This window comes from Paenibacillus sp. FSL H8-0259 (genome assembly GCF_037963255.1).
Lineage (GTDB): Bacteria > Bacillota > Bacilli > Paenibacillales > Paenibacillaceae > Paenibacillus_AQ > Paenibacillus_AQ phytohabitans.
Genome location: NZ_CP150147.1, coordinates 7,403,011 through 7,427,060, shown reverse-complemented (window position 1 = coordinate 7,427,060; position 24,050 = coordinate 7,403,011). Strand labels below are relative to the sequence as shown.

Genomic DNA, 24,050 nt, shown 5'->3' with positions numbered 1-24,050 from the left:
CCGCCCGTGTCAGCCCCCGGCCTCTTTTCAGAGTACAATATATATAGAAGGTAACAATACAAACCTTGATTTTTACAAGAACTTGAATTACGATTTAAATGCTTGTACCGTGGATGATCAAGAGCTGAGATACCAAGGGCGGCAAGTCTGGGGGAGTTAACAGGTGGAGAATCTGGAAGGCAGATTGACAAAGCTCGCCTTGAAGGGCGACCAAAGGGCATTTGCCGAGCTTGTGGAACTATATAAAGACAAAATATATCATTTGGCTTACCGTATGCTGAATAACCGCCATGAGGCGGAAGATATTGTTCAGGAAACTTTTTTGCGCGTGTACCGGAATTTGGACCGTTATGATGATAAACAGAAGTTCTCAACGTGGATCTACCGTATCGGCACGAACCTTTGTATTGACCGGCTGCGCAAGCGGCGGCCGACGTATTCACTGGATGCCGAGATGAACGATCAAGAGGGAATTGACGGGTATTCGATGATTCCGAGCGACAATGTGACACCGGAGACGGAGCTGCTGCTCTCGGAGACACAGAGCCTCATCTATGAAGCCATCGACAGCCTGCCCGTGAAATACAGGTCGGTGATGATACTGCGCTATCTGCAGGATTTATCGCTTCAGGAGATCAGTGATGTGCTGGATATGCCCGTGACGACGATCAAGACCCGTGTGCATCGCGGACGTGAGTTTTTACGTAAAAAATTAGGCCCTAAATTGTAAAAATAGATTATTTTTTTATGAAACTCCTGCATGGCAGTGACGTATGTAAGTTAAGCAAGTCTTATGCGTCCTGCTCCTATGTCTTGAAAGAATTAAATAAGCACTCATGAAAGGATTGGCTCCTATGGAATGCAAACTGGCCGTCTCTATGATGCACGACTACCTGGATGACGACTTGCCCGAACTGCAGCAGAGGGAATTGAAGGAGCATCTTCTATCCTGTACGGATTGCCGTGCGAAGTTCAAGGAACTGGAACAGACCGATATGCTGATGTTTTCCCTGATGCACCAGACCCCTGTTGCCTCGGAGGATCTTGTAGGCCGGATTATGAATTCATTACCGAAACCCAAGAAGGAAAGAGCTTTTATCACCTGGATCAAACGACATCCGGCGCTTACGGCAGCCTCTGTGTTTATCTTCGTGATGCTGATGAGTTCTGTAACTTTTTGGAATCAGGATAGACAGCTTGTAGTCAGAGGGACTGACCTCGATCAGGTTGTTATCAAAGGGGATACGGTTATCGTACCCTCCGGCAAAATCATTTCCGGGGATCTGACGGTGGAGAACGGTAAAACTCAAGTATACGGGGAAGTCAACGGCAATGTGACGGTGATCGACGGCTCGCTGTATCAGGCTTCAACCGCCCATATTTCCGGGCAAGTCAAAAGCATAGACCAAGCGGTAAGTTGGCTCTGGTATAAAGTGACGAACATGTTCTCTGAAGTTGCCTACCGATAGCTAATGTTGGTCGCTTGTAGCAGAAAACTCATTTGCGCCTCTTTTTCCGGAAAGATGGCGCTTTTTTGTTGCCTGAAAACACCAGTTTTGCAATTTGCTTCAGCCCTAAACTTGCAACCGGAGGCTGAACGTTATAACCTAGATATGATAAAGTGCTAACAGACAATTTACATAAACCCAGCTAATTTTGAAATGACGGGGGTTTTCGGCAATGAGCTATTTTACCGACCTTACATGGAAAGAGTCCATTAAAGATATAATCGATATTCTGATTGTCAGTTACATCATCTACAAAGTACTGAATATGGTGCGTGGTACGCGGGCCGTTCAGCTCCTGAAGGGAATTCTGGTCCTGGTTGTAATCTGGGGGGGCAGTACCCTATTGGATTTGTACACGCTCAAATGGCTGATGAACCAGATGTTTACGTTTGGGGTATTTGCGATCTTTATTATTTTCCAGCCGGAACTGCGCAGGGGGCTGGAGCAGCTCGGCCGGGGGAAATTCTTCGGGCGGACTGCCGAGAATGATGAAGAGATCAGTAAATTAATAGGTGAAGTAATTAAAGCGGTGAATTATTTAGCTGTGCGCAAAATCGGGGCCTTAATCGTCTTCGAGCGGTCTACGGGACTCAACGAATATACGGAATCCGGTATTGCTATGCGTTCTGAGGTCAGCTCTGAACTGCTGATTAACATATTCATTCCCAATACACCGCTGCACGACGGGGCGCTGATTATGCAGGGGAGCCAGATTGCTGCGGCCGCCTGTTACCTGCCATTGTCGGAGAATCCATTCATCAGCAAGGAGCTCGGAACAAGGCATCGCGCCGCCATCGGCATTAGTGAAGTGGCAGACTCCGTATCTGTTGTCGTCTCCGAGGAGACCGGACAGATCTCTCTGGCCATTAACGGACAAATCGTCCGGGATATCAAGGAAGAGTCGCTGATCTCGAAGCTGCATCAAGAGCTGAGTGCAAGCTCACTCCTGAAGGATAAAAGTTCCGCTTTCTGGAAATGGAGGGGGACTAAGAACAATGGATAAATGGATGAAGAATAATAACTTCAACAAAATTCTTGCGCTTGCCCTCAGTATTATTCTCTGGACCATTGTGCATGTAGATACGGCGCCGGCGAATCAGACTACGGTTAATACCGAATCGAAGACCATCGAGAATGTCAAAGTGGAGATCGAAGGCTTCGATAGTGATACCTATGTGCTGACGAAGGATGTAGAGAGCGTCAGGATGGAGGTAAGGGGCAAAAAGTCCGATCTTACCTACAAGTTCTCCGATGCCTACCGGGTGTGGCTGGATCTTAGTGATGTGAAACCCGGCGACAATACGCTTCCCTTAATGTATTCGACGCCGAGTGGGGTAACCTTGGATGATATGGTGCCGAATCAGGTGAATGTGCATATTGAGCTGCGGACGACCAAGTCTTTTCCGGTTACCCTGAATATCACGGGGGAGCCTGCAGCAGGCTATGAAGTGGGGACTCCGGTGGTTGATCCGGTATCGGCAGAGGTGACCCTTCCGGCCAGTGAACTCGGACGGGTTGCGAAGGTACAGGGGAATATTGAGCTGGATGGCGAGAATGAGCCGTTCAGTGAGAAGAAGCTGAAGCTCTATGCTTATGATAGTGAAGGGAACGAGCTGAAGGATGCTGTGATCGAGCCTTCAACAGTGGGTGTAGAGCTGCCTATTACGCTTCCGTCCAAAACACTGCCGCTGGATATCAGCTTTACCGGCAGTCTGCCCGGTTCACTGGTCCTGTCCCGGGTTACGCCTGAACAGGATATGGTGACTGTATATGGCAGCGCGGAGACTTTGCAGAACCTATCCTCCTATGAGGCGGTTCTTAATCTAAGCTCCATTACAGCTGCCGGTACAGAACAGCTGAAGCTGGAGCTGAAGCCGCCGGAGGGGACCGGGAAGATCGAGCCTGCGGCCATGAATGTATCGGTCTCAACAGCGGAGATCGCCCAGCGGACGATCTCCGCTGTGCCTATTAAGCTGGAGGGGGTAGGCAACGGGCTGACAGCCCTTATATTAGATCCTGTGAGCACTTCCATGGATCTGACGGTATCGGGTGCGCCTACCCTGCTGGACCAGCTGGACCAGGATAATGTCAGTGTGGTTGCTGATGTGGGCGGGCTTACGGCTGGAATTCATGATATTCCGCTGCAGGTCTCCCTTCCCCGGTTCATAGCACTGCAGAATGACGGTTCGCAGCTTACGGTAAAGGTAGAACTGCTCGCTCCAGCTACACCGGAGCCTTCTGCCGCAGCTGACAACAGCACGGCTGTTCCTACTACGGAGCCCAGTGCTGAGCCGGCTGCCGTTGAGGAGACGCCCCTAGAGCCGTCTCCTACCCATACTGACGAGTCTGCAGAGCCGACCCCGACTCCGTCACACACTCCTGCGGAGAACGCAGCTACACCGGCAGCAGGCGGCAATAACGCCGGCAGTACGGGTGGAACGTAACTTTTTGTTCAAGACTACGTCTATTTATTATGCATCTCATATACACGGAATAAAGAATCAATCATACTATAATTTATTAAGCTGAAGCAGCGTATTAAAAGGAGAAAAAAGATGGGTAAGTATTTCGGAACAGATGGCGTACGCGGAGTCGCAAACCGTGAATTAACAGCAGAGATGGCATACAGCATTGGACGCTGCGGGGGATATGTACTGGCAGGAAATGTGGAAAAGCCTAAGGTCGTAATTGGGATGGATACACGGATATCCGGTCCGCTTCTGGAATCGGCACTGATTGCCGGCTTATTGTCCATTGGCGCGGATGTGATCCGCCTGGGTGTGGTATCTACACCTGCGGTTGCTTATATTACAAGATTGCTCAAGGCTGATGCCGGTGTCATGATTTCAGCTTCGCATAACCCGGTGGAGGATAACGGGATTAAGTTTTTTGGCGGAGACGGCTTCAAATTGACTGATGAAACAGAGCTGCGGATTGAAGAGCTGATGGATGCCGAGCAGGATGAGCTGCCGCGTCCGGTCGGATCGGGTCTTGGTACGCTCCGGGTAGATAATGATGCGAAATATCTGTATCTGGAATATCTGAAAACAACGATCGACCAGAACTTCAAGGGCATTAAGGTAGTACTGGACTGTGCGCACGGCGCGGCTTATGAGCTTGCGCCACGGCTGTTCAGAGAGCTGGGAGCCGAAGTAATCTCCATCGGTGCAGAGCCGGACGGGCTTAATATTAACGACGGATTCGGTTCCACACATCCGGAGACCCTGCGTGCGGAAGTACTGCGCCACGGCGCGGACCTGGGACTCGCTTTTGATGGCGATGCCGACCGCCTGATTGCTATCGATGAGAACGGCGATGAGGTTGACGGCGACTTTATCCTCTGCATTTGCGGGGATGCCATGAACCGTGCGGGTAAGCTGAAGGATGGTACAATTGTATCTACAGTAATGAGCAATATCGGATTCTACAAAGCTACAGAGAAATTATCGCTGAATACAGCGAAGACTGCGGTCGGCGACCGTTATGTCATGGAAGAAATGCGCCGTGGCGGCTATAATCTGGGCGGAGAACAATCCGGCCATGTAATCTTCCTGGACTACAATACGACAGGTGACGGTATTCTGACGGCGATTCAACTGGTCAATACGATGAAGACTTCCGGCAAGAAGCTTAGCACGCTGAAGTCCATGATGACCAAATATCCGCAGGTACTGGTAAATGTGCGTGTGCAGGACAAAACCAATTATCCGAACAATCCGGCGATTGAAGCCGCGATCATAGAAGTCGAAGGCAAGCTGGGCGACAACGGGCGTGTATTGGTGCGTCCTTCGGGAACCGAGCCGCTGATCCGTGTAATGGCGGAAGGGCCGGATAAGGCCGAGCTTGATCTTTTTGTAGGACAGATTGTTGAAGTGGTTCAGCGCGAGCTGGTGTAATTACGCTAATAAGGCAAGAATGGGCAGCCGGTGGACGGAGGAGTAATGTTTGTTCACCGGCTGAACCTTTAGTGTTGACGATGTTTTCAATTGAAATGGATGAAAAAGGTTTTCTTTGCCGCATCATTGCCAAAACGATGTAAGGTGCATATAATAGACTAAGTGTCATTCCAGAAGGAAAGCGGGGATAGTAAGGTTGAAGCAATGCAAGCGCCAGAGCTTGATCTTGCGCGGGGGAGAAGGGAAGACCGGAAGCTGCCATTAAGGGCAGAACGGCCTGAACGGATCACGGCAGATGTAAGCTGACGAGGTGGAGGTGTTCGAAATGTTCGGCGGGGACCTCCCGGTGATGCACCAGAGCCGTAAATGGAAGCGGAAAATGCGAGGGCGACCTCTCACACAACGCTCCTGTGGGTGCCAATTGAAATGTACAAATCATGGGTATGCGCATATGCAGGAAACGCAGATGGTTCTGCCACGGCAGAGGAGAAGACTGTGCATTTTCATGACTATAGATGCAAGTGACAGGTTATTTTGTTGAGCTGTAACGGACAACAACATATTTGCTTTTCTTCAAAACATGCCGCACGGCACGTTTCTTTCCTCATGGCCGCCCTTACTACGAAAAATTGGACGGAGGAAAATATAATGTGTGGTATTGTAGGATATATTGGTAATCAGAATTCGCAGGGGATCTTGGTCGAGGGTTTGAAGAAGCTGGAGTATCGCGGGTATGATTCCGCAGGTATTGCCGTATTCACCAAGGAAGGTCTGCAGGTTGTAAAAGCACAGGGCCGTATGGCGAACCTGGAATCCCGTCTCGAAGCAACTCCGCTGACAGGCAGCGCAGGAATTGGCCACACCCGCTGGGCTACACACGGCAAACCATCCGATGAGAACTCTCATCCACACACAGATAACACCCACAAATTCTCCGTAGTTCATAACGGGATTGTTGAGAACTATCTGGATCTCAAGGAAGAACTGATTGCCGGAGGAGCTAATTTCTCTTCCGAAACAGATACCGAAGTTATCTCCCATCTGATTGCGCGTGAATACAATGGGGATATCGTGAAGGCTGTGCAAAAAGCAATCACTTATATGCGCGGAGCGTTCGCACTGGGTGTTCTGACTGAATACGAACCGGATAAACTGGTAGCAGTACGTCAGGCCAGCCCGCTTATTATCGGTCTTGGAGAAGGCGAAAACTTTATCGGGTCTGATATTCCTGCTCTGCTGGAATATACCCGCAACGTATATATTCTGAACGACGGCGAAATGGCTGTATTGACACGGGATGCTGTCGAATTAATGACGATTGAAGGCAACTTTATTTCTCGGGAAATGATTACTGTCGATTGGGATGCTGTTACCGCAGAAAAAGGCGGTTATGAGCACTTCATGCTGAAAGAAATCCACGAGCAGCCAAAGGCTTACCGCGATACCATGCGCGGACGCATGAATGCTGCAGGCAACAAAGTCATTCTGCCTGAGCTTAACCTGACTGAAGAACAAATCAAGAACATCCGCAACATCCAGATCGTAGCTTGCGGTACTGCTTATAATGCTGGTCTTGTTGGACGTAACCTGATTGAGTCCCTGGTGCGTATTCCGGTAGAGAATGATATTGCTTCCGAATACCGTTACCGTGCGCCAATCGTGACCCCAGAAACACTGGTTATCGTAGTCAGCCAATCCGGTGAAACTGCAGATACACTGGCCGCTCTTCGTGAAGGTCAAGCCAACGGAGCCCATGTTCTGGCAATCACTAACGTGGTAGGCAGCTCTATTGCCCGGGAAGCGAACAGTGTACTCGTAACCCTGGCTGGTCCGGAAATCGCTGTAGCATCGACCAAAGCTTACACTTCCCAGCTGATCGCATTCACTTTGCTGGGTCTGTACCTGGCTGAAGTACGCGGCACCCAGTCTGAGCCTGAAGTTGCCAAGATTCTGGCAGCTATGCAGTCCCTGCCTGAGCAAGTGGAAGTAATCCTGGCTCAGAAAGATGCGATCAAAGCTTACGCTGAGCAAATCGCTGAGCACAAACACCTGTTCTTCATCGGCCGCGGTGTAGATTATGCAGTAGCCCAAGAAGGCTCGTTGAAGCTGAAAGAAATCTCCTACATTCACTCCGAAGCTTATGCTGCGGGTGAACTGAAGCATGGTACACTGGCGCTGATCGAAGAAGGCGTTCCTGTTATTGCCCTGGCAACCCAGGAATCCGTACTTGAGAAGACTGTAAGCAACATCAAAGAAGTGAAAGCCCGCGGCGCACATGTCCTGGCGATCACTCATGAAGAGCACAAAAACGACCTGCTCCGGTCCGTTGACCAGGTGTTCGTGATTCCTCAGACTCTGCCGCTGCTGACCGCTGCTTTGTCCGTAGTGTCGCTGCAGTTGCTGGCCTACTACGCGTCATTGGCTCTGGGTCATGATGTTGATAAGCCAAGAAACTTGGCTAAGAGTGTTACTGTGGAGTAAGGGGATTATTACTGAACATGTGTCCAAGAGTTTGGATACTTTAGAGTTATGAATTGTCTGATGTAAAATTTCAGACAACAAGCCAGACATCATGCGCCGTCCTGAAATCTCAGGACGGCTTTTTTTTGATGGAGGACAAACCCAAATTATTAAACAATTAGTATTGTTAAGAGAAAATGCTTCATTAACTAACAGGGGAAAATAACGTGAAAAGTGATAAAACTAAAAATTTCTAATTATGGTAACCCGTAATTGTGAATGCTTTTTAATTTCAGACAGAATAAGTGAGGGTTTATTAATGAGTGACTTGAACACAGTTTATATCGAAACAGAAAGGCTGGTCGTCAGAACTTTTGACGATAATGATTTCGAGCAATTCGAAAAGCTTTTGGATTTGTATGAAGGTTGGCAAATGCAGAAGCCAAGGGCAAAAGAGTTTTTTAATTGGCACCTTTCTAACTATAAAAATATGGGTATTATAACTGGAACATTATGCTTAGGTGTTTTTGAAAAAGAAACAGGTGATATTCTTGGCCAGGTCGCTGCACAAGAACATGATGAGTTACATGAACCTGAATTTGGCTATGGAATCCTCCCATGTGCAAGAGGGAAAGGTTATGCTAAGGAGGCTGCAAAGGGAACACTTGAATGGATAGCGGGAAAATACGATATTCCCTATATCATTGGAACCGTTGAGCTTGACAACATCCCATCTCAAAAGGTTCTTGAATACTGCGGATTCCAGCTTATGGATGAGCAAAATTTGCTGATTCATATATTGAATGAGCGACATGATTTTAAGTATTACCGGTATTATTTGAGTCCTCCTGAATAGGCCGATATGCAATATATCGACACAAAGGCAGTCGGTTAATAGTCGGTTGCCTTTGTTCAACGAAAGGGCAGGATAGCTCAATAATTCCGCGAATATTCTACATATGTGGTTATTTACGAAGTACTATTGGAGGTTATTCATGGAAGTTATTATGAAAGACTCAATCGTTCAGTTGGTCCGGGGAGATATAACTAAAATTGAAGTAGAAGCAATAGTCAATGCTGCCAACACTAGTCTGTTGGGTGGAGGCGGCGTAGACGGTGCTATCCATAGAGCTGGGGGAAAAGCAATATTAGAAGAGTGCATGAAGATCCGCAATCAACAGGGTGGCTGTGCAGTTGGAGAAGCGGTAGTTACCACAGGAGGGAACTTGAAGAGCCGTTTGGTTATCCATACCGTGGGGCCCGTTTGGAATGGCGGATTGAACAATGAGGAACAAAAGCTAAAAGACTGTTACAGGAATTCATTAACGCAAGCGGAGTTAAACGAAGCTACAAGTATTGCTTTTCCAAATATAAGTACAGGTATATACAAATATCCGAAAGACTTAGCCTGCTACATAGCCGTAGAGGAAGTGTCTAAGTACTTATTAAATAAGGAAACAAATATTAAGAAAGTAGTATTTGTATGTTTTGATGAAGAGAACTTTGAAATATACAAGAATGAACTAAAGAAGTATTGAGATTGACTAATTAGAGATTGAAAAATCACTAAAAATAAAGCAAATGGCTCCGCCCTTATTATCAAAGGGCGGAGCCATTTGTGATTTCTTTAATCAGCAATAATACACTTTCTCTACCTTATATAAAGTATCCTCAATCACCGGGCAGAGAGCAGCATCTGCTTTGTAGAATTTTACCCGGAAATATAAACTTTTCAGGAAATTCTTAATATTATTTTTTTGCCTGAAGGCAGGCAGGAAGTCTGGACTTTTCTCCACCTTACCAAAACGTTGAATCCATTGCTCTACATCAGTCTGACTAAGCAGTTTTCTGTTTAAAACACTGATTACGGGTCTGACCATCCGCTCCTCCTCACCATCGGAGTAAACCCGTTCGGTTATGGTCATCTTGTCGTATACTAGATCAAGGATGGTGAAGAGGTCACCTTGATCCAGTTCGGAGCATTGGGCCAAATCATCTAAAGCATCTGCCCCATGGGCTATGGCATGAGCCCAGCCCTTTTCTTCGTCATACCCGCGGTAATCCCGCTCTTCCTGCACACTGTAGAACACTTTCTCTTTGATCTGGTGAACTTGCTCTCTTGAGAGGAAGGGGGATTCCCTATGCTTTATGATGAGAAGCGGGATGACCAGCATAGAGAAAGACCGGGTGAATACAGAGTCTGTATTGCTTTCACCGAGCTTATAATGCAAATGATCAGTATCCAATAGGGCAGGGAGAAGTTGCTCCAACTCGTCTTCGGAAAGCGAATTACCGGGAATCCAGTGGGATAGGGTTGTATAGATTAGATCATCACGCAGCTCGGCATCCAAGGAGCCGATGTTATGTATCATTTCTTGTACCAATTGGAAGGGTTCCGCTGGTGTCTGGTAGTCATTTTCTTTGATTAGGATCAACTGTTCTTTTAAATTCATGGTTTGCGCTCCTACTGGGTATTTTCCGGACTCTTCTCTTACTATAAGATACAGGCATGATGGGATACAACTTCATCATATCTTAATGCAATCTTAATGTCTTTGAGGAATCCTTAACGCTATATTAATGCCGGAAATGATAGGCTGAACTTGGAAGTAAATGATAGTTTACTCCGCAGAATTCGAACAGTTCCTTGCCTCTATAATCACGGAATATTCTTCTGTGGTCTTTTTGTTGTGTCTGAGTAGGGTACAGATGCTGCACTATCAAGAATTTTACAAAATAATAAGCGAGTGGTGAAACCCGTGATCTCATTTTTAAAACGATTTCTGATCGGCAGGCCCTTAAAGTCTACTGAGTTAGGGGAGCAAAAGCTAAATAAAAAGAAAGCGCTGGCCATACTGTCTTCAGATGCCTTGTCTTCCGTTGCGTACGGGCCGGAACAAATCTTGATTGTTCTCGTTACGATTGGGGCAGCTGCCTTCTGGTATTCCATTCCGATTGCGATTGGCGTATTAGTATTGTTGACCGCACTCATTTTGTCCTACCGGCAGATTATTTTTGCTTATTCGCATGGTGGTGGAGCCTATGTGGTATCCAAGGAAAACCTGGGGAAATACCCCGGACTGATTGCCGGCGGATCGCTGTTGGTGGACTATATTTTGACGGTGGCTGTAAGTATATCGGCCGGCGCGGACGCGATTACCTCAGCTTTTCCAAGCCTGCATGAGCATAAAGTAGTTATCGCTATCGTCTTCGTGATCCTGATTACGATTCTGAACTTAAGAGGGGTAACGGAATCCGCTTCCGTACTTGCTTATCCGGTTTATTTATTCGTGCTGGCTTTATTCATTCTGATTGGTACAGGCCTGTATAATATCCTAACCGGTAACGTTCCGGCAGAGCTGCATACCTCTTTGGGCACACCGGTAGCGGGGATCAGTCTATTCCTGCTGCTGCGCGCATTTTCTTCCGGGAGCTCTGCGTTAACGGGTGTAGAGGCGATATCCAATGCCATTCCGAATTTCAAAAGTCCGGAGGCTTCTAACGCCGCCAAAACCTTAGTGGCCATGGGAGCCTTACTTGCTGTTATGTTCTCAGGAATTGTTGTGCTGGCCTATTACTATGGTATAGCTCCCCGTGCTGATGTGACGGTCGTGTCGCAAATTGCCGAGCAAACGTTCGGCCGGAATGCGATGTATTTCTTCATACAGGGAACCACTGCATTAATACTAATTCTGGCTGCCAACACCGGGTATTCCGCATTTCCTTTACTGGCTGTGAATCTGGCCAAGGATAAGTTCATTCCGCGGATGTTCACCATGCGTGGAGACCGGCTGGGTTACTCTAACGGCATTATTATTCTGGGTGTTCTGTCTATGGTCCTGATTTATGTATTTGAAGGGAAGACAGAGCAGTTGATCCCACTTTATGCTGTAGGTGTGTTCATTCCCTTTACGCTGTCACAGACAGGGATGATGGTTAAGTGGCTCCGGGAAAAACAGGCGGGCTGGCTGCAAAAATTCATCATCAACACCGTTGGTGCTCTAATCAGCCTTATTGTTACGATGATGTTCTTCTTGACCAAGTTCACACAGGTCTGGCCGGTATTTGTATTTTTGCCGATTCTCCTTCTGGTGTTCCACCGGATTCATAAGCATTACGAGGCCGTTGCCGACCAGCTCAGAATAACGACCTGTGAGGAAACGATTAAGATTGAAGGCAATGTAATCATCGTGCCGGTTGCCGGAATCACTCATGTGGTGATGAACTCCCTGGAATATGCCAAATCGCTGAATCCGCAGCAGATTATCGCCGTGTATGTGCCCTTCGAAAGAGAAGAAGAAGCAATATTCGAGGAGAAATGGAAAAAGTGGCAGCCGGAAATAAGATTAGTGACTTTGTATACTCCATATAGAAGCATCGTACAACCGTTGACCAAATTCATTGATACGATCAATTGGAAGGCGGCAGAGTTAAATCATAGGGTAACGGTCATCATTCCACAGTTCATTCCGAAGAAAGGCTGGCATAACATCCTTCATAATCAATCGAGTCTGCTGATACGTGCCCGGTTACTGTTCCGCAGCGATGTTATTGTCACTACAGTGCCTTATCATTTGAAGAAGTAATTTATTATATAAAAAAGCCTGCACCCCCATTCCCGGGCGTGCAGGCTTTTGGCTATTTCACCCCTAAGCTAAGCCTATGCGGCCTGCTTAGACGGCAATGCACGGCGGACAAGCTTCGCCAGCTCCATCACGATGACCGAGCCTAGGGCAAGGCCAGTGGCTGTGAGCCAGTGGTCCATCCCGAAGGAAGCGGGGATGGAGAAGATGTCTCTGACGCCGGGCAGGACAGCAATGCCGTAGAAGGCAAAGCAGACCATCACTGCGCCGATCACATATTTGTTGCTGAAGAAGCCGGCTTCCACAGAGGTCTGGCTGTTGGAGCGGGCCGCGAAGGTCTGGAGCGTACGCGCCAGAATCAGCGTGGTGAAGGCCATCGCGATGCCCATTTCATCGGAATGCTGCAGCCCGATATACTGGGAGACAATGACGGCAATCCCGATCAGCAGCCCGCGGGTAATGACAGCCTGCATCATGCCTCCGGCGAAGATGCCTTCGCCAATGTCCCGTGGCTTGCGGCTCATTACATCCGGCTCAGCCTTCTCCATGCCCAGGGCAATGGCCGGCAGGGAATCGTTGGCCAGGTTAATGAACAGTAACTGGATGGCGGTAAACGGGTTGATCCAGTCGAAGATCAGCGCGAACAGGATGGCGATGATCGCCCCCAAATTGCCGGCGAACAGATAGGCAATGGCCTTCTTGATGTTGTCGAACACCGTCCGGCCGACAGCGACCGCATTGACGATGGATACGAAGTTATCATCGGTCAGGATCATGGCTGCGGAATCCTTGGCTACATCAGTTCCGCTGCCCATGGCTACACCGATATCGGCCTGCTTTAGGGCCGGGGCATCATTGACTCCGTCGCCGGTCATGGCGGTGATTTTGCCTTTACGCTGCCAGGCACGGACAATTCTGATCTTATTCTCAGGAGAGACACGGGCATAGACGCCAATCTGCTCCAGCCTGCTGTCCAGCTCCTCCTCGGACATGGCATCCAGCTCCTGGCCGGTGACCGCGATCTCATGCTCAGCCATCAGTCCGATATCGCGACCAATCGCCTGAGCGGTGGTCTTATGGTCCCCGGTAATCATGATCGTGCGGATACCCGCCTTGTTGGATTCAGCAATGGAGCCATATACCGCCTCGCGCGGCGGATCAATCATCGCTGAGAGGCCAACCAGAACCAGGTTCTGCTCATCTTCAAGGCCTACTTCGGTGACGGTATTTGGCACGGTCTTATAGGCATAAGCAAGCACCCGCAAGGCTCGGCTGGAGAACTGCTCGTTAGCTTCGGTGAAGCGTTCCAGAACCTCCGGTGTCAGCGGGACCTCCTGGCCGCTCAGCAGCACGTGGGTACATCTGCTGAACAGGACATCCGGGCCGCCTTTGGTAAGCAGGGCTTTCTGGCCGTCGAAGGTATGCAGCGTCGTCATCAGTTTGCGTTCTGAGTCGAACGGCAGCTCGGCTTCGCGCGGGAAGTTATCGCGGATCTCGCGGTAATCCCGGTTCTTGCTGTTACTGAAGGCAATCAGCGCAACCTCTGTAGGGTCACCCAGCTCTTTGCCTTCCTCGTTAATGTTGGAATCGTTGCAGAGTACGGCGATATGCAGCAGTCTGCGGGCTTCTTCCGACCATTCATCGGCCTGCAGGCTGAACTGCTCCTGCGATCCTTCCGGCAGGAAGTAATCGACAACTGTCATTTTATTCTGTGTCAAGGTACCGGTCTTATCTGTACAGATTACACTGGTTGATCCCAGGGCTTCAACAGCGGGCAGTTTGCGGATAATGGCGTTCTGCCGGGCCATCTTGTTGGTGCCTACGGAGAGCACGATGGTTACAATCGAGGACAATGCCTCGGGAATCGCGGCGACGGCTACAGCGACGGCGAACATAAGGGCATTTAGAATCGCTTCGGTCGTGTCGACCGTATCGTTCGAGAGCCAGACGCGTGCAGCCTGAATGGAGAAGATGAGGATGGACAAGCCGAGAACGGCCAGGCCCAGCTTCTTGCCGAAGCTCTCCAGCTTGCGCTGAAGCGGAGTCTGCTTCGCTTCTGCACTCTCGATCAGACCGGCAATCTTCCCAAGCTCAGTGCCGAGAGCAGTTCCTGTAATGACCAGCGTTCCCCGGCCATAGACAACGAGCGAGCCGCTGAAGGCCATATTGCGCCGGTCTCCAAGCGGAGCGTCATGATCAATAGGCTGAATATGCTTCTCTACGGCTTCGGATTCTCCGGTCAGCATTCCTTCGTCAATCCTCAGGCTCCCGGATTCAATAATCCGTCCGTCCGCAGGCACGTAATCGCCAGCCTCCAGGAAGACGATATCACCGCGGACCAGTTCCCTCGCGGGAATGGACAGCAAGGCTCCGTCCCGGATGACCTTGGCTTCAGGCGCAGACATTTTGCGCAGTGCGTCAAGCGAGCTCTCGGCCTTACGGGTCTGGACAACGCTGATCACAGCATTCAGAATCAGCACTACAAAGATAATGACGGATTCCATCACATGCCCCATCACAATCTGAACTGTTGCTGCTATGAGCAGCACAATAACCATCGGATCTTTGAAATTCTCCAGAAACAGCTTCCAGAGCGGGTCTTTCTGTTTACCTTTTAACTCATTGTAGCCGTCCTTGGTGAGCCGGTTGTCTACTTCAGCAGACGTAAGCCCTTTGGTCTGGCTCTGCACTTCTTCCAGGGTGTCTGTCACACTGCGGCGGTAATACTCCATCAGGTACAAGCTCCTCTCCAGTTTTTCATTCTCTGTATGGTCCAAATCTACGTTAGAAAATATGACAAGTTTCAACATTTCTCGTTCAGGGCAGTTAAATACTTATACCCAGATGGACGTTGTTCGTATAGAATAGAATGAAAAAATTGAAAACTACAACTCCGTTAAGGACAAGGAATGTCTGGAACAACGGAGGGTACAAAACATGAAAAACACTTTATTAGGTTCTTAGTATTTATCGCTCGCTGCCAGCATCTGGGGCGGGATGTATGTGGTTGTAAAATACGTGGTGGACGTTGTACCGCCGCTTGAATTAGTATGGATCCGCTATGTAATTGCGGTTATTGCATGCTCCTTATTGGTATTATTACCAGACAATCGTGGCGTATCGAGAAACGGGATATCCTGTTAATTGTCATGATTGGCGTGATTGGAAATACCATTTCAATCGTAACCCAAGAGATAGGCACGATGCTCTCTACCGCACAAATGGGTGCGATCATTACCGGGGCGACACCTGCATTTATGGTTCTGTTTGCGCGGATTATTTTGAAAGAGAAGATCACCTTTAAAAAGGCCTTTTCCGTTATTTTAGCAACGCTCGGTGTCGGTATTATTGTCGGAAATGCGGACATTGATCCATCGCTTCAGCTCGGCGGGATATCCCTGCTCGTTGCGGCGCTTTCCTGGGGTGGTTATTACTCGGAGAGCAGATTGGCTTGTCCTTTTGGGCAGGGACCGTTCTGATTTGTATGGGAGTTGCTGGTCATTAAGGAAAAATAAGTGTGAAAACATCGGGTCGTCCTCAGTTGAGGGCGGCCTGATTTCCGTTCTGCAGAGAGGATAGTGCGGGGGTACTCCCGAATACAGATGAATGGGAAGCATGTAAGCGTTAAGAAAGGAAGTGCAAAATGGTTGTATTAAGATTCACGCAGGCTTTATTGAAGGAAATGAAAGCTGCACCGATAGAGAATGAGCTAACCGCTCCGTTATTCAGTTGGCACACGAATATGATATGGGTAAATAGACGGAAGCATATCCTCCTCATCAATGATCTAAGCCGGTTGAGTGTGATTTTTAACGGGGTAAGATCGGCTCAGTTAAATAGTTTAACCGATAAGTTCCGCACAGAATTGAGGGATTATCTGGTAAGTGAAGGAATTGAACCGAAGTTAATTGAATCGTATATGAAAGACAGCCAGCAGATCAATATAGCAAGAACCAACAATAGAAGTGTCTTAGGAACAATGAAAGAAGTAACCTTCTTTAATGATCATGCACAAGGAGAACATGCAAGTAAGGAAGAGCATATGAAATGGCTGAACAGAATAATTCACAAACCTATAGATTATGAAAAACCCATAGATGTATTCAAAAAAGCAATTGAAAAGCATTATTTGTAAGGACCGGAGGAACTGACAATGATCACAGAGCTTAATAAAGAGGACTTTTATAAGATACGGCATCTCACAGATCCATGTAAAAATATTGAGGCCAAGGCTATAGTTGATGGGATGAACCCGGGTAGGGTCTACGCAGATCATCCGACAGAACCAACAGCAGCGTTAATCTGGATTCAGGGACAGCAGGGGTTTCAAGTCGTTGGTGATGCGTGGAGTTCAGTGTTTGCAGAGAAGCTGGGCGAATACATGCGAACCGTTATAGAACCTGAGCTACAGAAACAAGGGATCAATTGGGTCGAGATCGGCGCGGAGATGGATACCTGGGATGAAACGCTAAGTACCATCTTCGGGGACAGTAATATTTCGGCGGAAAATCAGCATGTGTTCTGTGCAGGAGAGCAAGCGGGAGCTGTGGAATTTCAAGCTAATGAAATAACGATCCGGTCAATCGACAGGGAGCTGCTTACGTCAAGGCGATTAGAGAACCATTCATTTGTAGAAGAGAAAATACTGCATTACTGGGAGTCGGTAGATGTTTTCCTTCAGCAGGGACTGGGGTGTTATGCCGAGTATAATAACCAGGTCGTGAGTTTGTGTTTCTCGGCTTTTATTGCAAAAGAGACGCATGCGATTGATATCGAGACCCTGGAAGGATACAGAGGAAGAAATTATGGGACGGCAGTGGCTACTGCACTGTTACAAGAATTCAGACGAAAAGGAATCCTGCCTTACTGGGACTGTACTCCGGAGAACACAGGCTCTATCCGTATAGCTCAAGCAATCGGGATGAAGCCGGATTTTGACTATCGGATATTCTGGTATAAGTTCTCGTGAGGGAGTCATGACTGATTCTAGTTAAAGCTATAGGGTTTGAAATTGCAGGGTGTATGCTAGGAGACTCGCGCTCAAGTTCTAACAGTTATTCCTGTGATTAAAAAGGTTGAAATCAAAAAAATCAACTACCAGGGGGAGCCTATTGTGGGTGAACCGCTGAAGTTAATACTAGATCAATTAATATCACCGAGACTAATACAATTCGGACTGAAATGGCAAAGGGCAAATTGAAAAGAACATTTCGTTAGGACAGATACATAATCCATCGCCAATGTATATATTGGCCTTCCTATATGCTAAAAACGGGCAAAAGGATAAAGCTTGTGACTTGTTGGAAAATAGAAATTCAACTATTTGTAGTGGGGAAATAACTAAAGAAGATATTAAGAAGAAGTTATTAGCGATCTAAAATAGCAATAGGCAACAGAAGTCTCTAAGAATGTGCTAATCACTCTATTAAGATGCAGTAATCTTACTGCAATTCTGATGACACTGGTAGATTAAAATAACTTGAAGGCAGGAAACCGTGTTGAACCGGACTTTTCTTTATATTATGTTGTTTATAGTATTCATCCTCTTGTTATCCATGGTTGAGCCGTCAGTCATGCATGGGGTACTCGGTGCGGTCATACTGACTTTGTTTAAATATCTGGACACGTTCGTACACGAACTCGGACATTATTTGGCAGGGAAGTTAATGGGGTACCCAATAAAATTAGTGGTCATAGGTGACCGGAAACAGTTGTGGAGTGCAGATATCTTCGGCACATCCTTTATATTCTGCTACGGATTTGGCGGGTTAACGTTTATAGAGAGCGGCAAAAAGGCCAGCAGGCTGCGTCATTCTATTTTTGCTCTCGGCGGGGTAATGTTCCAGACGTCTGTAATTGGCATCATCTACTTCACGCTTGGCATTGGCAGTGAACATAATTATTATCTTCCGCTGCTATTCATAGTTCTGAATGTATGGACAATAATAGTTAGTTTATATCCAAGAGATTTGGCCCGGTATGGAAAGTTTTATCCCAGTGACGGATTGCTCTTGAAAAGGATACTACAGGCAAAGACGCCTGCGGACATCGGGTTGTAGCATGACTGGACTGAAAGGTAGTACAGGCATCAAAGGCTTTACTTTTCTAAAGTATATATAAAAAAATAGCCTCCTTATGAAAATAATAATTACCTGCTATAGTTTGTCTCGAGGCAATTGAATGCCAAAGAAGGAGAGACAATTATATGACAGATAAGCAGCACCATGAGCAGGCAGTCATGAACGGGCCGGAGATTATTATGAATAAACTCCATCAGCTGGAACGGAAAGTTCAACGGCTGGAGGGCATCGAAGAGATAAAAAAACTGAAAGCACGCTATTTCCGTTTTGTGGATGAGAAGAACTGGTCTGAATTAGCAGAAATTTTCACAGCTGAGGTCAAACTCGAACCTGATGGACATGTGTTCAAAAACGGGGAAGAATTCAGTAAAGTGATAAACGATCTAGTCGGAAAGGCACCTTCCGTTCACCATGGACATATGCCGGAGATTGATTGGATAGATGAGAATCACGCGAAGGGTGTTTGGGCAATGGAAGATTTATTGAGTTTTCCTGATAAGGGCGACTCGCCTCCAGGACATAACGGGTATGGTCAATATAGAGAATCCTACGAGCGTGTAGATGGTGTATGGAAAATCAGCAGTTTAAACTTAACCCGGTTCCGGATGGATCCGCTGGCTAACTGGGAGGAGAAATGAATACATCTGCAAGAAAAACAGAGATGCTGGAAACCTTCAACTATCGGCATGCAACCAAAGAATTTGACCCGGAGAGAAAAATTTCTAAAGAGGATTTTCAATTTATTCTAGAGGCTGGCCGGCTATCTCCAAGCTCGGGCGGAAATGAGCCATGGAAATTCATTGTTGTGCAGAGCCCGGAATTCAGAAATGAATTGGCTCCATATGCATATGGCGCAGTTCGGCAGCTGCCCACATCGAGTCATTTTGTTATGATTTTAGCCAGGAAGGACCTTACCTATGATTCTCCTTATTTAAAAGAGCAGCAAACTCAAACCTTGGAGATGCCTCTGGAAATTTACAAGGGAATGAAGCCGGCATATGCCCAATTTTATCATGACCTGCATTTGGATTCAGAAAGAGCTTTGCTGGACTGGTCCTCCAAACAGACATTTATTGCACTTGGAAACATGATGACGGCAGCGGCGCATATTGAAATCGATTCATGCGCCATTGAAGGCTTCAATCTGGATGCCGTTAATGACCTGCTTCAAAAGAAAGGACTTCTGGGACAGAATGAATATAGCTTAAGTGTCATGGCAGCCTTCGGTTATCGCGTCCGGGAAGGGCGCTCTAAAAAAAGACGTCCGATGAAAGATATCGTACAGTTTGTCTAACGAATTGTCCTTTTTATGAGGATTGCTGGACAGGAGAATCCCATTCATTTTTCCAGTGATTGATCTGCTCAAATACCTTCGAGAAGGCTTTTCCCTTATCGGTAATTGAATATTCGACGGTTACGGGTACCGTTGGAAAGACCTGGCGGTTTAACATTTGATGTTCTTCTAAATTCCGTAATGTATCTGTTAGGCCCTTCGTATTGACGTTACCTAAATTCCGTCGGAGTTGGTTAAAACGCTGAGGTTCCCTAAGAAGCTGTGTCATCACCAGAAAAGTCCATTTTCCTGAAAGAAACTGTAAAACCTCAGATATTGAATCAATACAGCTACTCTCAAACTTTGATTCTTCCAATGCGCTCATCTCTCATTCTTTTATGATATCGAACTAAAAAATAAAGTAACTAATTTAATTATAGTATAGTGAAAAAGATTAGGACTGTCACTGGGAGTTGTATACTGATTTGGTTATTCGATGAGATGTAATGATGCCAGGCTACCGGTAAGATCGGTGGCCTGTTTTTTTATGCAGTAATTAACTGATTGTTCCATTTCGCTATTTTATGCCTGGTACAGAGCAGGAACCAAAAATAGTGGTATTTTTCCCAATGAGGGGTTCCTTATGTCTGAGAGAGTCTGGCACTATAATATGAATGCGGTTACATAAAACCGAGGATTGAATATAAAAGGGGAGGCAAAGTATGAAAAGTATGAAGCGTGTTCTAGCGGGGATCTCTACACTGGTTTTGATGTCATCTGCTCTGGCAGCGTGTGGAGGCAATAATAATTCAAGCTCATCCGGCGCAAACGCAACAACTGCTCCAGCAGCTAATACTGCTGCAGAGGCTACAACTGCTCCAGCAGCAGGATCTGGTGAGAAAGTTACTATCAATCTCTGGAGCTTCACGGACGAGATTCCAAACATGACCAAGAAGTACATGGAGCTACATCCTGAAGCGAATGTGGAATTCAAAACTACGATTGTCGCAACTACAGATGGAGCTTATCAGCCTGCTCTTGACCAGGCGCTGGCCGCTGGCGGAAAAGATGCACCAGATATTTACGCTACTGAAGGGGCATTCGTACTCAAATATACACAAGGCGATGCATCCACTTTTGCCGCCAATTATGCTGACCTGGGCCTTACCGATCAAATGGTTAAGGACGCAGGCATCGCTCAATATTCTGTTGATATCGGCAGCAAAGACGGTCAGCTGAAAGGTCTGGGCTATCAGGCAACAGGCGGAGCCTTTATCTATCGCCGCTCGCTTGCCAAGGATGTGTTTGGAACAGATGACCCGGCTACTATCAAGACTGAAATCGGTCCAGGCTGGGATAAATTCTTCAGTGCAGCAGAGAAGCTGAAAGCTAAAGGATATGCCGCAGTTTCTGGTGACGGCGATATCTGGCACGCGGTCGAGAACAGTTCTGATAAAGGCTGGATTGTCGATGGCAAGCTGCATATTGATCCGAAGCGCGAAGAGTTCCTCGATCTTTCCAAGAAGCTGAAAGACAATGACTATTACAACGATACGACAGACTGGCAAGAAGCCTGGTTCGCTGATATGAACGGTACTGGTGCAAAACCGGTCTTCGGCTTCTTCGGTCCTGCGTGGCTCATTAACTATACGTTAAGCGAACATGCAGTAGAAACAAAGGGTGACTGGGCAGTTACTGAATCACCAACTGGCTTCTTCTGGGGAGGCACTTGGTTGCTCGCTAACAAAGATGTAGTCAAGGACGAAGCCAAGAAACAAGCCGTTGCCGACTTTATCAAGTGGGTAACACTTGACACCTCTGAAACCGGACTCCAGTACTCCTGGGCTAACGGAACAATGAAAGCTGGCGAGCAAGGAGCGAAGGACAGCGTTGCTTCCTCCGTTGTTATGGATAAATCTAAAGGTGATTTGGAATTGGTTGGCGGACAGAACATTTTCGATATCTTTGTTCCAGCTAATGCCAACGCTTCGGGTAAGAACTTGACTGCATTCGACGAAACGATCAACAAGCTCTGGCGTGATCAAGTACGCGAATATACTGCAGGCAACAAAGACCGTGCTAAAGCGATCGAAACCTTCAAACAGCAAGTCAAAGATCAACTGAATATCGATAGCGAATAAAAAGCAATCGAAGGGGCGGGGGAGTCATCCCGCCCCTTCATATCAACTAAAGGGGTGAGAGCATGCGCCGCAATGGTGTGAACTACTCTAAATTTGGCTATATTTTTACGTTTCCGTTTGTTTTGGCATTTCTGATCTTCTCGCTGTATCCTATTTTATACACCGCATTCATCGGGTTCACCGATTTGCAGGGATTAATACCAAAACCAATACATATTTTGGATAATCCTTTTCAGAATTTCAAAGATTTGATCCTTAGTAACGCCTCTTTCCGAAAATCTCTGATTAACACCGGGATACTCTGGATTGTCAACTTCGTTCCCCAAATTCTTCTTGCACTCTTGCTTACTGCATGGTTTACGAACCAGCGTCTCAAAATAAAAGGACAAGGTTTCTTCAAGGTTCTGCTGTATATGCCTAATATTATTACTGCGGGTACAATCGCCTTGCTTTTCAGTACTCTGTTTGGCTATCCAATGGGTCCAGTAAACAGTTTCTTTGAAATGATGGGTTGGTCCGACGCTCCGATCTACTTCCTTCAGGATAAGACGACAGCGCGGGGCATTGTGGCGTTCATCCAGTTCTGGATGTGGTACGGGAACACCATGATCATTCTGATCGCAGGTGTTATGGGTATCAATCCCGCGCTCTTCGAGTCTGCAGCGATTGACGGTGCAAACGGAGTTCAAACGTTCTTCCGGATCACGCTGCCAAGTTTACGTACAATTCTACTATTCACACTGATTACATCTATGGTCGGTGGCTTGACCATGTTTGATATTCCGCAGCTCTTCCTTGCGGGCGGACCGGATGACTCTACGCTTACCACGTCCATGTTCATTTATGGGCAAGCCTTTAAGGGAAGCTATTTATACAATCGCGCTGCTGCTGCGAGTATGATTATGTTCTTGATTTCAGGGGTATTGTCTGTACTTGTGTTCTATTTAATGCGTGACCGTGACGCGGCAAGACTTAAAAAAATCGAAAAAATGCACCGGAAATCCGCCAAGAGCAGCCATAAGGGGGGCGTATCACATGAACAATAATAAAAAAGACGGAAACGTCACCCGGAGGATCAACAAGACGATTGTCTATATCGTCTGTATCTGTCTGGCGGTACTCAGCGTTCTTCCGTTTTGGATCATGTTTGTAAACGCCACCCGCTCTTCGGCAGAAATTCAAAGCGGTATCTCACTGTTTCCTTCGACACATATGATGGACAACCTACGGGTACTGCTCGAAAAGAGTTTCGATCCGATTCAGGGGTTCATGAATTCATTTATTATCTCTTCTTCAGCAACTCTCTTAACGGTCTATTTCTCCTCCCTGGCGGCTTATGGTCTTGTGACCTATAGCTGGAAGCTGCGCGGGGCATTCTTTACCTTTATTTTGTGCGTAATGATGATTCCTTCTCAGGCAAGTGCCATCGGATTCTATCAGTTCATGTATAAAATCCATTGGACCAACAGCTTTCTCCCACTGATTCTGCCTGCGATTGCAGCGCCGGCGGTAGTGTTCTTTATGCGCCAATATCTGCTGGCAACGCTGTCGATAGAGATCGTGGAAGCAGCACGCGTAGACGGGTCTGGTGAATTCAAAACCTTTAACCGGATTATCCTGCCGCTCATGGTTCCGGCAGTGGCGACGCAGGCAATCTTTGCCTTCGTGGGGAACTGGAACAACCTGTTCATGCCGCTGATCCTGCTTACCCAAAAAGATAAGTATACGATGCCAATCATGGTCAGCTTGCTTCGCGGGGATATATACAAGACGTCGTTCGGCTCGATCTACATGGGTCTGGCTTTGACGGCACTGCCGCTGTTTGTGGTGTACTTCCTGCTATCCCGGTATATTATCGCGGGTGTAGCACTGGGTGGCGTCAAAGAATAAACCCACTCAGAATCATCCCAAATTGAGATCTGTTGATTAGCTAAATTATGGTTATGGAAACGTAGTAGACTTTTTCTTGAGGCCGCCACATTGCGGAGATCTGCAGAGGTGTAGAAGATTTACGGAATGAGCGATTTCTTTGCTACTTATTTTGGCTAATCAACAGGCGTACTCCCGATAATGCACAACATTATCGGGAGTCTTTTTATTTTCACATCC

20 protein-coding genes and 1 pseudogene are annotated in these 24,050 nt (G+C 47.2%); 18 read left to right on the top strand and 3 right to left on the bottom strand.

The window, feature by feature from the left end:
- Positions 1-163: 163 nt before the first annotated feature.
- From sigW to NSU01_RS31725, 8 genes are all read left to right on the top strand, one after another.
- On the top strand, positions 164-730 hold the full coding sequence (gene sigW, locus NSU01_RS31760; protein WP_039294228.1) for an RNA polymerase sigma factor SigW: 567 nt from the start codon (positions 164-166) through the stop codon (positions 728-730).
- 124 nt (positions 731-854) lie between these two features.
- The gene (locus NSU01_RS31755) at positions 855-1,469 is read left to right on the top strand and encodes a zf-HC2 domain-containing protein (RefSeq protein WP_076247115.1); all 615 of its coding nucleotides are present in this window, start codon (positions 855-857) and stop codon (positions 1,467-1,469) included.
- 211 nt (positions 1,470-1,680) lie between these two features.
- Entirely contained in the window at positions 1,681-2,511 is an 831-nt protein-coding gene (gene cdaA / locus NSU01_RS31750; protein WP_039294234.1) for a diadenylate cyclase CdaA, read from the top strand.
- Positions 2,504-3,952: a CdaR family protein gene (locus NSU01_RS31745; protein ID WP_076247112.1), complete on the top strand. Its 1,449-nt coding sequence runs from the start codon at positions 2,504-2,506 to the stop codon at positions 3,950-3,952. Before cdaA ends, NSU01_RS31745 begins: the two co-directional genes overlap by 8 nt.
- Positions 3,953-4,063: 111 nt before the next feature.
- Complete coding sequence (gene glmM / locus NSU01_RS31740) at positions 4,064-5,404, top strand: phosphoglucosamine mutase (protein ID WP_039294242.1); 1,341 nt, start codon at positions 4,064-4,066, stop codon at positions 5,402-5,404.
- 648 nt (positions 5,405-6,052) lie between these two features.
- Complete coding sequence (gene glmS / locus NSU01_RS31735; protein WP_042140099.1) at positions 6,053-7,885, top strand: glutamine--fructose-6-phosphate transaminase (isomerizing); 1,833 nt, start codon at positions 6,053-6,055, stop codon at positions 7,883-7,885.
- A gap of 298 nt (positions 7,886-8,183) precedes the next feature.
- A complete protein-coding gene (locus NSU01_RS31730) occupies positions 8,184-8,720 on the top strand; it encodes a GNAT family N-acetyltransferase (protein WP_076247110.1) in 537 nt (178 codons plus the stop codon).
- Between the two features lie 139 nt (positions 8,721-8,859).
- Positions 8,860-9,402: an O-acetyl-ADP-ribose deacetylase gene (locus NSU01_RS31725; protein ID WP_231575234.1), complete on the top strand. Its 543-nt coding sequence runs from the start codon at positions 8,860-8,862 to the stop codon at positions 9,400-9,402.
- A gap of 93 nt (positions 9,403-9,495) precedes the next feature.
- Here NSU01_RS31725 and NSU01_RS31720 read toward each other — a convergent pair whose 3' ends face one another.
- Entirely contained in the window at positions 9,496-10,317 is an 822-nt protein-coding gene (locus tag NSU01_RS31720; protein ID WP_076247108.1) for a DUF2785 domain-containing protein, read from the bottom strand.
- A 306-nt stretch (positions 10,318-10,623) separates the two neighbouring features.
- On the opposite strand from NSU01_RS31720, the gene NSU01_RS31715 reads away from it, so the two are divergent.
- Entirely contained in the window at positions 10,624-12,450 is a 1,827-nt protein-coding gene (locus NSU01_RS31715; protein ID WP_039300618.1) for an APC family permease, read from the top strand.
- A 74-nt stretch (positions 12,451-12,524) separates the two neighbouring features.
- Here NSU01_RS31715 and NSU01_RS31710 read toward each other — a convergent pair whose 3' ends face one another.
- Entirely contained in the window at positions 12,525-15,179 is a 2,655-nt protein-coding gene (locus NSU01_RS31710; RefSeq protein WP_042140098.1) for a cation-translocating P-type ATPase, read from the bottom strand.
- Positions 15,180-15,444: 265 nt separating this feature from the next.
- On the opposite strand from NSU01_RS31710, the pseudogene NSU01_RS31705 reads away from it, so the two are divergent.
- From NSU01_RS31705 to NSU01_RS31680, 6 genes and pseudogenes are all read left to right on the top strand, one after another.
- Positions 15,445-15,869: pseudogene (locus NSU01_RS31705) on the top strand (DMT family transporter); the annotation flags it as partial.
- Between the two features lie 221 nt (positions 15,870-16,090).
- A complete protein-coding gene (locus NSU01_RS31700; protein ID WP_042140097.1) occupies positions 16,091-16,582 on the top strand; it encodes a hypothetical protein in 492 nt (163 codons plus the stop codon).
- A gap of 18 nt (positions 16,583-16,600) precedes the next feature.
- On the top strand, positions 16,601-17,416 hold the full coding sequence (locus NSU01_RS31695; protein ID WP_076247106.1) for a GNAT family N-acetyltransferase: 816 nt from the start codon (positions 16,601-16,603) through the stop codon (positions 17,414-17,416).
- A 529-nt stretch (positions 17,417-17,945) separates the two neighbouring features.
- Complete coding sequence (locus NSU01_RS31690) at positions 17,946-18,506, top strand: site-2 protease family protein (protein ID WP_144026170.1); 561 nt, start codon at positions 17,946-17,948, stop codon at positions 18,504-18,506.
- A 146-nt stretch (positions 18,507-18,652) separates the two neighbouring features.
- Complete coding sequence (locus NSU01_RS31685) at positions 18,653-19,165, top strand: nuclear transport factor 2 family protein (protein WP_052422119.1); 513 nt, start codon at positions 18,653-18,655, stop codon at positions 19,163-19,165.
- Positions 19,162-19,821, top strand: a complete 660-nt coding sequence (locus NSU01_RS31680; RefSeq protein ID WP_042140094.1) for an NAD(P)H-dependent oxidoreductase — start codon at positions 19,162-19,164, stop codon at positions 19,819-19,821. The genes NSU01_RS31685 and NSU01_RS31680 overlap by 4 nt, the downstream gene beginning before the upstream one ends.
- A gap of 13 nt (positions 19,822-19,834) precedes the next feature.
- Here NSU01_RS31680 and NSU01_RS31675 read toward each other — a convergent pair whose 3' ends face one another.
- Complete coding sequence (locus NSU01_RS31675) at positions 19,835-20,176, bottom strand: helix-turn-helix domain-containing protein (protein WP_076247168.1); 342 nt, start codon at positions 20,174-20,176, stop codon at positions 19,835-19,837.
- 346 nt (positions 20,177-20,522) lie between these two features.
- Between NSU01_RS31675 and NSU01_RS31670 the strand changes: the two genes are divergently transcribed.
- The 3 genes from NSU01_RS31670 to NSU01_RS31660 all read left to right on the top strand — a co-directional run bounded on the left by NSU01_RS31670 (position 20,523) and on the right by NSU01_RS31660 (position 23,831).
- Positions 20,523-21,941, top strand: a complete 1,419-nt coding sequence (locus NSU01_RS31670; protein ID WP_081970294.1) for an ABC transporter substrate-binding protein — start codon at positions 20,523-20,525, stop codon at positions 21,939-21,941.
- Positions 21,942-22,003: 62 nt separating this feature from the next.
- A complete protein-coding gene (locus NSU01_RS31665; protein WP_039300634.1) occupies positions 22,004-22,987 on the top strand; it encodes a sugar ABC transporter permease in 984 nt (327 codons plus the stop codon).
- Positions 22,977-23,831, top strand: coding sequence for a carbohydrate ABC transporter permease (locus NSU01_RS31660; protein ID WP_042140092.1), 855 nt, complete (start codon positions 22,977-22,979; stop codon positions 23,829-23,831). The genes NSU01_RS31665 and NSU01_RS31660 overlap by 11 nt, the downstream gene beginning before the upstream one ends.
- Positions 23,832-24,050: the final 219 nt, after the last annotated feature.